Source organism: Sphingomonas sp. R-74633 (assembly GCF_013416555.1).
Lineage (GTDB): Bacteria > Pseudomonadota > Alphaproteobacteria > Sphingomonadales > Sphingomonadaceae > Sphingomonas.
Map to the genome: position 1 here is coordinate 257,674 of NZ_JACCFG010000003.1, position 12,369 is coordinate 270,042.

Genomic DNA, 12,369 nt, shown 5'->3' on the forward strand with positions numbered 1-12,369 from the left:
GATTTGCGCAACTTATTGAAACGCCAGCGTTACGATCCCCTGGGCTTGCCGTCCGCCGGATTGTTCTTGTCGAGGAACGCGCCGACCCGGTTGAGAAAGTCGGTGGCGTGCGCCGGATCGCTGAAGCCGTGCGCTTCGTCCTTGTAGAGCACGAACTCATGCGGCCGCTTCAGCTTGACCAGCGCATCGTGCAGCTTTTGCGACTGCGAGACGGGCACGGTGCGGTCCTTGGTGCCATGGGCGATCAGGATCGGCACGGTCATCCGCTCGGCCATCTTGAGCGGCGAGATCGTGTCGAGCTCGAAATCCTTGTCGCCGCGCACCTTGTCGCGCCAGTTGCGGTAATAGCGGCTCGCGGCGAACGACTTGCGGTCATAGCGCAGCTGCGCCGACACGTCGGACAGGCCGGCAAAGCTGATCGCGCAGCGATAGATCTCCGGATTGCGCACCGCCGCGAGCATCGCGGCATAGCCGCCGTACGAGGCGCCCATGATGCAGACGCGCTTCGCATCGACCGTGCCGCGGGTGGCCAGCCATTTCACGCCGTCGTCGACATCGTCCTGCATGCCGCGCCCGAACTGGCCGATACCCTTGTCGACGAACGCCTTTCCGAAGCCGGTCGAGCCGCGATAATTGGGCTGGAGCACCGCATAGCCCCGGGATGCCAGATACTGGACCCAGGCATCATAGCCCCAGCTGTCGCGGACGAACGGACCGCCATGCGGCATCACCACCAGCGGCAGGTTCTTGTCGCCGCGGCCCGGCGGCAAGGTGAGGTAGCCGCGGATCTCGAGCCCGTCGCGCGCCTTGTAGCGGACCGGCTCCATCGGGGCGAGGCGCTTGCCGCCAAGCTTCTGGTAGAGCGCAGCGAAAGGCGACATGTTGTTGGTCTTGCGATCGTAGAAATAGACCGTGCCGGGATCATCGGCCGAGGCGCTGAGGATCAGCAGGCGCATATTATCGGCACTGCGCGAAATCACGCGGTTGGCATGGCCGGGCAGCGCCCGGTCGAGCCGGGCCTGGAGCTTCTTCAGCTCGGGATCGAACCACTCGATCTCGGGCTTGTCGTTGGTGAAATAGACCGCGCTCAGATGCCCGTCCTTGCCCACATCGAAATCGTCGATGTCGACTTCGGGATTCTCATAGACCTGTTCGCCGATCGCGTCGGCGCGGAAGTCATATTTGTAGAGGCCGAAGCGCCCGCTCTTGCCCGCCGCCATGGCATAGCCGGTGTCGCTGCCGCCGATCGGCAGGAACTTGTCGACGCCGACATCGTCCTCGTCATATTCGCGGCGCTTGGTCCGGGTGAATTCCTGGTCGGCGCGCTCGCGGTAGACCACCCACCATTTCTTGCCTTCGCCCGCTATCCCGGTCCGCACCACGCCCTTGTCGTCGGCGTACCAGCTCCACACGCCGTCCTGCGCCTTGACGACCTTCTCGGACTTCAGCGTGGCGAGGTCGATCCGGTAGACCGCGGGCAAATCGAAGATGCTGGGCTGGGTGCTGAGCAGCAGGAAGGCGCCGGCAGGATCGACATAGAGCACGTCGTCGCCGACCAGCCCTTGCGACTTCAGTCCGATATAGGCCGCCACGCCGCTATGCACGTCGATGGTGATCAGCCGGGTGATCGGCACTTCGATGTCATAGATCTTCGAGGTGCCGAGCAGGCTGACCAGCACCTTGTCCGACCCTGCCCAGCGCACCCATTGCACGCTGAAGTCGCCGGGGATCGGGATTGTCCGGGTGCTGTTGGCCTTGGTCGGATCGAGGTCGACCAGCGCCACCACATCCTTGTCGCCGCGCTTCGCTTCGGCGGCCACCATTGCGCCGTCGGGCGACAGGATCGGATCCTTGAGCATCGGACGCTCACCGAAATCCGCCGCGCTCGGCACGGGCGGATCATTGTCCGCCGCGGTCGCGACACCTGCCAGTGCGACGGCGCAGGCAAGCGCCATCGTCCGAAAAACCTTGTACCCCACTGTCTTGCCCCCTTCTTCTTGCAGCATCCATCACTTGGCAGGCGGCCCGGTTGCAAGCAGAATTGACACCAGGTTGATGGAAGCGGAGCCACGGCAGGGTCCGCGCGTTCCGCCACGAACTGGAAGAGAGGATTCCGATGCGATCGCATTTCCGCATGGCGCTGCCCGCGCTCGCACTGCTCGCGGCCTGCAATAGCAGCGGCGTTTCCGCCCAGCAGAGCGCCACCCCCGCCGCGACCGGCGACATGCCCTTCAACATGACCCAGGTCGCCGATTTCGACACGCCCTGGGCGATGGCCTTCCTGCCCGATGGCCGCATGCTGGTGACCGAGAAAGCGGGGAAGATCCTGCTCGTCTCGGCGGACGGCGCGCGGCAGCAGACCATCGCCACTGTCGACGTGGCCTTCCAGGGCCAGGGCGGATTGCTCGACGTGATCCCCGCGCCCGACTTCGCGAAGAGCCATCTGGTCTATTACACCTATGCCGAACCGCGCCCCGAAGGCTCGAGCCTGGCGATGGCGCGCGCGACCTTCGTCGATGGCGCAACGCCGGCGCTCACCAATCTGCAGGTGCTGTGGCGCGCGGGCGCGGACGGCAAGGGCGGCCAGTTCGGCGCGATCATCGCCTTCGCGCCCGACGGCAAGTCGCTGTTCCTCACCTCGGGCGAGCGCCAGCGCTTCACGCCCGCGCAGGACCCCAACCAGGCGCTGGGCAAGATCCTGCACCTCACGCTCGACGGCAAGCCGGCCCCCGGCAATCCCTGGGCGGGCAAGACCGGCACGGCGACCGTGACGGTTACCGATCCTCCCAAGAACACCGAGATCGCCAAGACCGCACCGACGCGTGTCCAGCAGGTCGAGGGTACCAACCTGGTCCCCGCCGAGACCTGGACCCTCGGCCATCGCAATCCCTATGGCCTGGTGTTCGACACTGCCGGGCGGCTTTGGGAAAACGAGATGGGCCCCAAGGGGGGCGACGAGATCAACCTGATCCGCAAGGGCCAGAATTACGGCTGGCCCAACGCGTCCAACGGCGACAATTATGACGGCACCCCGATCCCCGATCACAAGGCCGGCGACGGCTATGCGGCGCCCGCAGTCTTCTGGAACCCGTCGATCTCGCCGGGCGGGATGATCTATTATTCGGGGAAGCTGTTCCCGGCCTGGAAGGGCTCGCTGCTGGTCGGCGCGCTTTCGGGGCGCGGGCTGATCCGGGTGGCGCTGGACGGTGACAAGGCGAACAAGGCCGAGCAGTGGGACCTGAACATGCGCGTCCGCGACGTCGTCCAGGGGCCGGACGGCGCGGTGTGGCTGCTCGAGGATGCCGGCAAGACGAACGGGCGACTGTTCAAGCTCACCCCGAAGCGCTGATCAGCGCACGATCAGATAGTTGATCCGCGCCGCGGCGATCGGCCGGTCGGGCTCATCCTGCCAGGCGATCGCCTCGACATTGGCGACGCGCGTGCCGAGCCTTGTGACGGTGCCGCGCGCCCGCGTCGGCTTGTCGCGCCCGCCGCGCATGTAATCCACGGTGATGTTGATCGGCTTGATCTGCGCGTCCTCGGCACCGAGCGCCTGCTTGAGCGCGCCCACCGCCGCCATCTCGAGCAGCCCGCCGATCGCGCCGCCATGCAGGAAGCCGGGGCGCCCGAGCACATCGTCGCCGAACGGCATCACGAACACCGGCGCCTCATCGCCCGGCTCGAGCGTGAGGCCCAGCAGCTCCGCATAAGGGGGCAGGATCATCGATAGCCCTCGATCGCCATGAAGGTGCCCGCGACATGGGCCAGCGGATTCTCAGGATCGCCGTCATGCGCCTGGCCGCGCACGAACGCGATCGAGCGCGTCAGTCGATAGCATTCGCCGCGCCCGATCACGGTGCGGCCGGGCGTGGCCGGGCGCAGATAGTCGATACGCAGGTCGAGCGTCGCCTGGTGCACAAAGGCTCCGGCCTTGAGCCAGACCGAAGTGGCGGTCGCCATGTCCATCAGCGCCAGGATCGGCCCGGAAGCGAGCACGCCCGATGCCGGATCGCCGATCATGTCCGTGTGGTAGGGCAGCTCGAGTTCGGCCCAGTCGGCCCCGTGGGCGCGGTAGCCCACGCCCAGCCGGCTGCCATGGCTGGCATAGCGCAGCGAGAAGAAGCGCCGGACATCGAAGCCGGAAGGGGCGGTTTCGCTCATCCGCCCGGCCCTAGCGCGACGGCGGAAAGCACGCAAATGGCGGCAATTACATCGTTGTAACATGCACCGCCGCGCGCCTCGGGCTTAGCCTTCCCCATCGAAACGCCGTTGCGAGGGGGGAAGCATGGGACTGATCGGAATCGAGCTGAGCGGGATCGTCGAGCTGGGCACCAGCGTGGCGACGCATGGCGCGCTGCAGACTGCTTTGGTGAGCGCCGATGACCTGTTCGAGCTGGTCGTCGGCATTGCCATCCTGATCTACGAGATCGCGCCTGACTTCGCCGGATGAACGCCGTGGATGGCGCGACGCGCGCGGCGATCCTAACGGCGCGGACGAAGGCGCGCGAAACGATCCGGGCGTGGCGCGGTGGCGCTGCCTATCGTGGATTGGAGACGGCCTTCGCGGATTGTCCGGCGGACGACCCGGCCCCCGCAATGGCGCGTGCGGCACGGCTGCTCGGCAATGACGACTGGGCCGGCACACTGCTCGATCCGCTGCTGAGGGCGCTTTCCGCCGATCCGCTGTTCGAGCCGCCGCTCAAGGTGACTCGCGATGCGATGCGGATCGGCGCGGTGCTGTTCGACTGCCCCGCCATCTCGATCACTGCCTGCCGCACCAGCGCCGCGGTGATGCGGCGCTTGCACGTACCGGCGAGCATCACCTTTTCCGGCCGGCTGGCGGTAACACGCTATGTGCGCGCCGGCGGCGCTGTGCTGCGGCGCTGGCAAACCGACCCCGCCGGCCCCGATTTCCGTTCGGATGGCGCGCCGCCCTGCCGCGAGACACCCGCGCTGCGCCTCGCCGATGGCGATGTCCATGCGACCGACGGGCACCGCGAGGCGCAGCTGCTTGGCGAGGCCGCGTGCGATGTCGTCACGTTGGTCGCCACGATCCGCGCAGGTGCGGCGCCGCTGATGCGCGAGCATGCGATCGACGATGGCCGGCTGCTCCGTGTGGCGAGCGGCGACGAGCGCGCCTCGCGCACCGAGATGCTGCTCGCCTTTCTCCGCGTCGCTGGCCGCGCCGATACGAGCGAGCGCTTCGAGGAAGCGACGCGCGACCCCATCTTCTACCTGCGCTGGGCGGCGATGCGCGAGTGGCTCGGGCTCGATGCCCGCACCGCGCTGCCGCGGCTCGAAGCGATGGCAGCGGAGGACCCGCATAGCGAGATCCGCGACGCGGCGACATGCACGCTGGCGGCGGTGCGACCCCGGCTGGAGGCGGCATGCCCCGCCTGATCGATCCCGGCCAGGGCGCGGCGATCGGGCTGGACGAACTGATCGACGCACTCGAGGCCAACCCGCTCGACGTGCGCGACGAAGATGCGTTCGCGAGCTGGGGGCCGTTGCTTGCAAGGTTGGGGCGCAACCCGGATTTCCTCGCCGATCTCGCGATCGAGGAGCTCAAGACGCGCTGTGCCGGACAGGCGCGCACCAATGGCTATGGCGCTCAGGTCTTCCTGCTGCGCCCGCCCAATGGCCGCTATGTGCTGCGCGCCAATTTCTGGCCGGCACGCGACGATTCGGTGACTCGCGCCAGCGGCCCGGCGGCATTCTTCTACGACCTGCCGCACGACCATAATTTCCCCTTCCTCACCTATGGCTATCTCGGGCCGGGCTATTGGAGCGACTATTACGAATATGACGTCGCGCCGCTGGCCGGCCTGCCCGGCGAGACGGCCGGCCTGCGCTTCACCGAGCGTTCCCGGCTCGAGCCCGGCCGGCTGATGCTCTACCGGATGCGCAAGGACGTGCACGTCCAGCTGCCGCCGGACAGCCTGTCGGTTTCGCTCAACATCCTCGGTTCCGATCCGGCGCAACCTTGGCTCGATCAGTATCGATTCGACATGGAGCGCGGCACGATCGCGGAAGGGCTGACCCTCACCGCCGCCGAGGCGCTGGTCGCGGTCGCGGTGCATATCGGCAACGGGCTCGACCTCGCCGAGCGTTTCGCGCGGCATCACCCCTGCGCGCGGATGCGAGTGACTGCGCTCGATGCGCTTGCCTCGGCCCTGCCGCACGAGGCGCCCGCGCTGTTCGCACGGGCGGCGGGCGATCCCGATCGCTTCGTCGCCGGACATGCGCGGGCACGACTGTCTCCGTAACGGACACGGTTCCCGCCGAAACGGAGCAATCGTCTCTACGCTTTCCCCTGTGACTGTTCTCGTCGCCTGTACGCTTGATACCCCCGAGCTTGCCGCGGCGGCGGCCGTGCGCGGCCTGGGCCTGGCGCCCTTCGCGCCGGGCGTGGACGCAGCGGCAGCCTTGCTGACCGGCGGGGGCGAGAGCGTTGCGCGAATCCGCGCGCAGGGCTGGCATGGGCCGCTGCTGCTCGTGCTGCCCGAGGGCGGCTGCGTGGCGCAGGCGCTCGATGCCGGGGCGGACGACGCCATGCTCGCCGCGACCCTGCCCGACGAGATCGCCGCGCGCCTCGCCGCCCGGGTGCGCCAGCGGCCCGAGATCGTGCTCGGCGAGCTACGCATCGACCCTGTCGAACGCCGGGTGACCCGCGCCGGCCAGGCGATCGCCCTCCTGCCGCGCGAATATGCGCTGCTCCTCCACCTGATCCGCCAGGGCGAGCGGCCGGCGGGGCGCAGCGAGCTGCTCGCCGCGGTCTGGGGCCTTCGCTTCGATCCGGGCACCAATGTCGTCGAGGTCCATGTCTCGCGGCTGCGCGCCAAGCTCGACCGCGGCTTCGCCGTGCCGATGCTACGCACCGACAAGGGGCGTGGCTACCGGCTGTGCGCGGCGTGATCCCGCGCTATCAAGGCGCTCGACTTGAGGAGAATAGCCATGGAAGCGCGCGTCAGCATCGAGGTCAGCCAGGGCATTGCCGACGTGCGGCTGGCGCGGCCGGACAAGATGAACGCGCTCGATCCGGCGATGTTCGCCGGGATCGTCGATGCGATCGCCCGGCTGGAGCAGGAGCCGGGGCTGCGCGCGGTGGTGCTTTCGGGCGAGGGGCGCGGCTTTTGTGCGGGGCTCGACATGGCGAGCATGGCCTCCGCCGGCACGGGCACCGACCTGATGGCGCGGACCCGGGGGCTGGCCAATGATTTCCAGGCGGTCGCCTGGGGCTGGCGGACGCTGCCGGTGCCGGTGATCGCCGCAGTGCACGGCGTGGCGTTCGGCGGCGGGCTGCAGATCGCAAGCGGTGCCGATGTGCGGATCGCGGCGCCGGGCACGCGGCTGTCGGTGATGGAGATGAAATGGGGCATCGTCCCCGACATGGCCGGCTATGCGCTGTGGCGCGGCAATGTCCGCGACGATGCGCTTCGCGAGCTGGCTTATACTGCCCGCGAATTCGACGCTGCGGAGGGCCAGGCGCTCGGCTTTATCACCCGCATCGCCGAGGATCCGCGCGCCGAAGCGATGGCGCTGGCCAAGGCGATTGCTGGGCGTAACCCGCATGCGGTCCGCGCCGCCAAGCGGCTGGCCAATCTCGAGGCCGATGCCGGCGAGACCTTGCTCGCCGAAAGCCGGGAGCAGGCGGCGCTGCTGCGCACGCCCAATCAGATCGAGGCGGTGATGGCCAATATGCAGAAGCGCCCGCCCGCCTTTACCGACTGACCTCGATCTCCACGCGGTCGGGGTAGAAGGCGAGATGGTCGCGGATCTGCCCGACCGCTTCATAGGGCGACTCATAGCTCCACACTGCGTTCTCGCCGCCCTCGACCGAGAAATAGGAGGCCTCGCCCTTGTACGGGCAATAGCTGGCATGCGCGCTGCGCGCGAGCAGCGCCATGTCGGCATCTTCGCGGGGGATGTAGAAGACCGGCGGATAGCTCGCCTCGCGCAATTCCAGCGCGCGGCGGGTATCGGCGATCACCTTGCCGCCGGCACGCACCACGACATGCGCGTCCGAGGGTGTGACCGTGATCGGATGATCGGGCCCGGGAATCAATATCTGCCTGCTCGCCATGCGCCACCTCCAGCGACCGATATGGGGTTGCGGCGGGCTATTGCAAACGCCATACCGCACCCTCGAAAAATGGAGAGGAACGCCGATATGCGGGAAGCAGTGATCGTCTCGACCGCACGTACCGGGATCGGCAAGGCGGGGCGCGGCTATTTCAACGACACCGAAGCGCCGGTACTCGCCGCGCATGTGATGAACGCCGCGGTCGAGCGCGCCGGCATCGACCCGGCGCGGATCGACGACGTGTTCTACGGCATGGGCAATCAATGGGGCACGCAAGGCGGCAACATGGCGCGGATGGCGCTGTTCGCCGCCGGACTGCCGCACAGCGTTCCCGCCTTCAGCCTCGACCGGAAATGCGGATCGGGGCTTACCGCCATCGCCCTCGCCGCCCGCTCGATCATGACCGACGAGATCGATGTCGCACTCGCAGGCGGCATGGAATCGATCAGCCTGACGATGCAGAATGCGCCGCGCTATGCGAACCGGTCGGTGACCGACAAGGTGCCCGCGGCGTACATCCCGATGATCGAGACCGCCGAGATCGTCGCCGAGCGCTACGGGATCAGCCGGGAAGCGCAGGACGCCTTTGCCGCGGCGAGCCAGCAGCGCGCCGCCGCCGGGCTCGCCAACGGCGCCTTTGCCGAGGAGATCGCACCGATCACCGTGACCAAGGCGCTGTTCGACAAGGAAGGCAACCGCACCGGCAGTGAGACCGTCACGGTCACCCAGGACGAAGGCATCCGCGCCGGCACCACTGCCGAGGTGCTCGGCACCCTCAAGGCGGTGTGGAAGGACGGCCAGTTCGTCAAGGAAGGCCGCAACGTCACCGCGGGCAATGCCAGCCAGCTCTCCGACGGCGCCGCCGCGCAGATCCTGATGGACCGCGAGACCGCCGAGGCCGAGGGCAAGGAGATCCTGGGCATCTACCGCGGCTTCCAGGTCGCCGGTTGCGAGCCCGAGGAGATGGGCATCGGCCCGGTCTTCGCGGTGCCCAAGCTGCTCAAGCGCGCCGGGCTCAAGGTCGAGGACATCGGCCTGTGGGAGATCAACGAGGCGTTCGCCAGCCAATGCCTCTATTGCCGCGACACGCTGGGCATCGATCCCGACAAGTTCAACGTCAATGGCGGCGCGATCGCCATCGGCCACCCGTTCGGGATGAGCGGGAGCCGGCTGGTCGGCCATGCACTGATCGAGGGACGCAAGCGCGGGGTGCGCTATGTCGTGGTCTCGATGTGCACCGCCGGCGGGATGGGCGCGGCGGGGCTGTTCGAGATAATCTGATCCTGTTTCGTCATCGCGGCGCAAGCCGGGACCCAGCGTCACAAGCCCGACGGCAGAGAAACCCTGGATCCCCGCCTGCGCGGGGATGACGGAGAAAGTCAGAGCCCCACCGCTGCCACCGCGCGCTTTTCGGCGGCAGCATGCAGGTCCCAGAAATTCTCGACACGCTCGCCGGCCAGACGCTTCTGCAGCACTTCGAGATGTGCGCCCCAGCCCCCGCCGAAGCTGCGGGCATCCGCCGCGCCGCGCAGGCGGTTGTGCGTCAGGACCAGCCGGGTGCGGTCCGGCGCAAAGGCGAACAGCTCGATGCTCACTTCGCCGGCATCGCCATTGTCCCAGGTGAAGGCGAGGAAATGCGGCGGCTCGATCCGGGTGATCTCCTCCGACCAAGCCTTGCCCTGGTTCTTCGCATAACGCTCGGGGTTGGGCACGTCGCCATCGGACAGATTCTGGTGGTTGAAGGTCATGCCGAGCTTGCCGCCGACGCAGGGCTCGGTCGGCCCGCCCATGAACCAGCGCGCGCGCAGCTCGGGGTCGATGAGGTACTGCCACACCGTCTCGATCGGCGCAGCGAGGTCGCGCTCGAAGCGGAGCATCTGCGGGGTGATCGTGTCGGCAACAAGCGTATCAGTCATCTTGCTTCTCCGTGATGCGGCCCAGGCTTTCGAGGATCATCGTCCAGCCCTTGCGGGTCTGGTCCTCATAAGCGGCCCAGGCGGGGTCCATTTCATGGGTGAGGGTGAGCGTGCAGCCATCGGGGCTGGCCGCAATGTCGATCGAGACGCGGGTCCATTCCCCCTCCTCCGCCGGATCGGCCGAGAAGAGGAAGGCAAGGCGGTGCGGCCGGTCGATCTGCTCGAACCGGATGCGGTGATGCGCATCGCCGGAAGCACGCCGCTCGACGATCAGCCCGCGCCCGCCGACCACCGGGTCGATCTCGCAGGTCAGCATCTCGCCGTCGGGGGTGGCGAAGAGGAAACGCGCGGCGTCCTTCGGATCGAGCCAGGCATCGAACACGCGCTCGGGCGGCGCGGCGAAGGTGCGGGTGACGGTGAGGACGACGACGCTCATGCCAGATTGACCTGCCACGAGATGCCGAACCTGTCCGAGCACCAGCCGAAGCGGCTGCTCCAGCCATAATTGTCGGGCGGCATCAGCACCGCGCCGCCCTCCGACAGCGCTGCGAACAGCCGATCGAATTCGGCTTCGTCCGCGACATCGAGGAAGAAGGACCAGCTCGGGGTGAAATCGAAGCCGTGTCGGATGAAGCTGTCGTGGATCATCACCTTCTGCCCGGCGATCACCGCATGGCCGCGCAGGATCGTGCCCTCGGGGCCGGGACCTTCGGGGCCGAAAAGCTCCAGCTTCTCGATCCGGCTGCCGGGCATTGTCTCGACATAGAAATCGAGCGCGGCCTGGCCCTTGCCGCCCTGGAACATCAGGAAGGGCGTTGCTTCAGCCATGCGGCTTCTCCTGCTGGTCGGCGGCGATGATCGCTTCCAGCGCATCGAGGCGGACGGTCCAGAACTTCTCCCATTGCTTCAGCCATTGTTCGGCCTCGGCGAGGGGTGTGGGCTTCAAGGCGCACATATAGCTGCGTCCGACCTTGCGGCGGGCGACCAGGCCCGCGCCCTCGAGCACTTTCACATGCTTGGCGGCACCGGCGAAGGTCATCGCGAAGGGTTCGGCGAGATCGCCGATCGACTTCTCCCCCAATGCCAGATGGGCGAGCATCCCGCGCCGGGTGGGATCGGCAAGGGCGTGGAAGGTGGCGTCGAGTCGATATTCAACCATGTGGTTTAATATCTGCGCGACCGGCGGAATAGTCAACCGATCGGTTGAATAATTTTTGGCAGAATTGCGTGGGTCCGCTTGTGCGGATGTTGATTCCGTTGACTCGCTACGCGCAAACCACAGGTCGCGCTCACGCTCGGCGGCGGCACGGGCTTCGGGCGTGACAAGGGGTTTGACAGTGTCGGGCATGGGCCGACTCCATCAGACAAAATCCAACATTTAAAGCGTGTTGAGGCCCGAAACGGACCTATCTCTCCACCGGGCGCGGCGCCCGTGCCGCGCGCAGGCTGTCCCAGGCGTAGAGCGCGCAGCCAGCCCAGATCAGCGGGAAGGTGATCAGGTGGATCGGTCGCAGCGGCTCGCCCAGCGCCAATGCGACGAAGAATTGCAGCGTCGGCGCGATGTACTGGAGCAGCCCCATCATCGACAGCGGCAGCAGCCGCGCGGCGGCGGCGAACATCAGCAGCGGCGTGGCGGTGATCACGCCCGCAGCGAGCAGCAGCGCGTTCTGCCCGGCGGAGACGCCGAAGCCGCTGGTCCCGTGGCTGGCGGAATAGAGCAGCCAGGCGGCCGCGAACGGCACGAGCAGCATCGTCTCGACGGTGAGCCCGCCGAGCGAATCGATCGCCACCACCTTGCGGACCAGCCCGTAGAGCCCGAAGCTGAGCGCCAGCGACAGCGAGATCAGGATCGCGCCGCCGCCGATCACCGCCATCACCAGCACGCCCGCCCCGGCAATGGCAATCGCCACGCCCTGCCAGCGCCGCAGCCGCTCGCCGAGCACGAGCATGCCAAGCGCGACATTGACCAGCGGATTGATGAAATAGCCCAGACTCGCCTCGAGCACATGCCCGCTCTCGACCGACCAGATATAGAGGTACCAGTTGATAGCGATCAGCGCCGCGCTGGCGCAGAGCAGCAACAGAGTGCGCCCGCGCGCCGCCCGCCAGATGGCGCCCGCCCGGCCGAGCGCGACGACAAGCACGCCGAGGAACAGCACCGACCAGACCACGCGGTGCGACAGGATCTGCAGCGCCGGCACCTGCGCGAGGATGTGGAAATAGACCGGCAGCACGCCCCAGATCACATAGGATCCGATCGCGAGCGCGAGCCCCCGGTTTCCGGATGCGCGTGCGGCTGGGGTGGTGGTGCTGGTCATGCGGGCTCCTTGCGCGGGGCGTGCGCGACAAGCAAGCAAGCCCCGCTTTGGA

The 12,369-nt window shown here is 67.6% G+C and carries 16 protein-coding genes; 7 read left to right on the forward strand and 9 right to left on the reverse strand.

Features of this window, described 5'->3' with window-relative positions:
* Positions 1-29: 29 nt before the first annotated feature.
* The gene (locus HZY97_RS21085; RefSeq protein ID WP_180143642.1) at positions 30-1,979 is read right to left on the reverse strand and encodes a S9 family peptidase; all 1,950 of its coding nucleotides are present in this window, start codon (positions 1,977-1,979) and stop codon (positions 30-32) included.
* A 137-nt stretch (positions 1,980-2,116) separates the two neighbouring features.
* Between HZY97_RS21085 and HZY97_RS11395 the strand changes: the two genes are divergently transcribed.
* Positions 2,117-3,349: a PQQ-dependent sugar dehydrogenase gene (locus tag HZY97_RS11395; RefSeq protein WP_180143644.1), complete on the forward strand. Its 1,233-nt coding sequence runs from the start codon at positions 2,117-2,119 to the stop codon at positions 3,347-3,349.
* Here HZY97_RS11395 and HZY97_RS11400 read toward each other — a convergent pair whose 3' ends face one another.
* Together HZY97_RS11400 and HZY97_RS11405 are read right to left on the reverse strand one after the other, a co-directional pair.
* Positions 3,350-3,724 carry a PaaI family thioesterase gene (locus tag HZY97_RS11400; protein ID WP_180143646.1) on the reverse strand — a complete coding sequence of 125 codons (375 nt, stop codon included), beginning with the start codon at positions 3,722-3,724 and terminating at the stop codon, positions 3,350-3,352. It abuts the gene before it with no gap.
* On the reverse strand, positions 3,721-4,161 hold the full coding sequence (locus HZY97_RS11405) for a PaaI family thioesterase (RefSeq protein WP_180143648.1): 441 nt from the start codon (positions 4,159-4,161) through the stop codon (positions 3,721-3,723). Before HZY97_RS11405 ends, HZY97_RS11400 begins: the two co-directional genes overlap by 4 nt.
* 124 nt (positions 4,162-4,285) lie before the next feature.
* Between HZY97_RS11405 and HZY97_RS11410 the strand changes: the two genes are divergently transcribed.
* From HZY97_RS11410 to HZY97_RS11430, 5 genes are read left to right on the forward strand one after another with little or no spacing between them, the layout of a single operon-like run.
* Complete coding sequence (locus tag HZY97_RS11410; protein WP_180143650.1) at positions 4,286-4,450, forward strand: hypothetical protein; 165 nt, start codon at positions 4,286-4,288, stop codon at positions 4,448-4,450.
* Entirely contained in the window at positions 4,447-5,400 is a 954-nt protein-coding gene (locus tag HZY97_RS11415) for a hypothetical protein (protein ID WP_180143652.1), read from the forward strand. Before HZY97_RS11410 ends, HZY97_RS11415 begins: the two co-directional genes overlap by 4 nt.
* Complete coding sequence (locus HZY97_RS11420; protein ID WP_180143655.1) at positions 5,388-6,266, forward strand: transposase; 879 nt, start codon at positions 5,388-5,390, stop codon at positions 6,264-6,266. The genes HZY97_RS11415 and HZY97_RS11420 overlap by 13 nt, the downstream gene beginning before the upstream one ends.
* Positions 6,267-6,315: 49 nt before the next feature.
* Positions 6,316-6,915 (forward strand): winged helix-turn-helix domain-containing protein, encoded by a 600-nt coding sequence (locus HZY97_RS11425; RefSeq protein ID WP_373684340.1) that lies wholly within the window; start codon positions 6,316-6,318, stop codon positions 6,913-6,915.
* Positions 6,916-6,954: 39 nt separating this feature from the next.
* Positions 6,955-7,731 (forward strand): crotonase/enoyl-CoA hydratase family protein, encoded by a 777-nt coding sequence (locus tag HZY97_RS11430; RefSeq protein WP_180143656.1) that lies wholly within the window; start codon positions 6,955-6,957, stop codon positions 7,729-7,731.
* Here the strand turns inward: HZY97_RS11430 and HZY97_RS11435 are convergent.
* Positions 7,721-8,083, reverse strand: a complete 363-nt coding sequence (locus tag HZY97_RS11435) for a DUF427 domain-containing protein (protein WP_180143658.1) — start codon at positions 8,081-8,083, stop codon at positions 7,721-7,723. The two genes, HZY97_RS11430 and HZY97_RS11435, sit on opposite strands and share 11 nt — an antisense overlap.
* A gap of 87 nt (positions 8,084-8,170) precedes the next feature.
* On the opposite strand from HZY97_RS11435, the gene HZY97_RS11440 reads away from it, so the two are divergent.
* Positions 8,171-9,364, forward strand: coding sequence for an acetyl-CoA C-acyltransferase (locus tag HZY97_RS11440; RefSeq protein ID WP_180143660.1), 1,194 nt, complete (start codon positions 8,171-8,173; stop codon positions 9,362-9,364).
* 98 nt (positions 9,365-9,462) lie between these two features.
* Here the strand turns inward: HZY97_RS11440 and HZY97_RS11445 are convergent, their stop codons facing one another.
* The 5 genes from HZY97_RS11445 to rarD all read right to left on the reverse strand — a co-directional run bounded on the left by HZY97_RS11445 (position 9,463) and on the right by rarD (position 12,317).
* Complete coding sequence (locus HZY97_RS11445; RefSeq protein WP_180143662.1) at positions 9,463-9,999, reverse strand: SRPBCC family protein; 537 nt, start codon at positions 9,997-9,999, stop codon at positions 9,463-9,465.
* Positions 9,992-10,435, reverse strand: coding sequence for an SRPBCC domain-containing protein (locus HZY97_RS11450; protein WP_180143664.1), 444 nt, complete (start codon positions 10,433-10,435; stop codon positions 9,992-9,994). Before HZY97_RS11450 ends, HZY97_RS11445 begins: the two co-directional genes overlap by 8 nt.
* Positions 10,432-10,827 carry a VOC family protein gene (locus HZY97_RS11455; RefSeq protein ID WP_180143666.1) on the reverse strand — a complete coding sequence of 132 codons (396 nt, stop codon included), beginning with the start codon at positions 10,825-10,827 and terminating at the stop codon, positions 10,432-10,434. Before HZY97_RS11455 ends, HZY97_RS11450 begins: the two co-directional genes overlap by 4 nt.
* Positions 10,820-11,158 (reverse strand): helix-turn-helix transcriptional regulator, encoded by a 339-nt coding sequence (locus tag HZY97_RS11460; RefSeq protein ID WP_180143668.1) that lies wholly within the window; start codon positions 11,156-11,158, stop codon positions 10,820-10,822. Before HZY97_RS11460 ends, HZY97_RS11455 begins: the two co-directional genes overlap by 8 nt.
* Before the next feature lie 247 nt (positions 11,159-11,405).
* Complete coding sequence (rarD, locus tag HZY97_RS11465) at positions 11,406-12,317, reverse strand: EamA family transporter RarD (RefSeq protein ID WP_180143671.1); 912 nt, start codon at positions 12,315-12,317, stop codon at positions 11,406-11,408.
* Positions 12,318-12,369 lie beyond the last annotated feature (52 nt).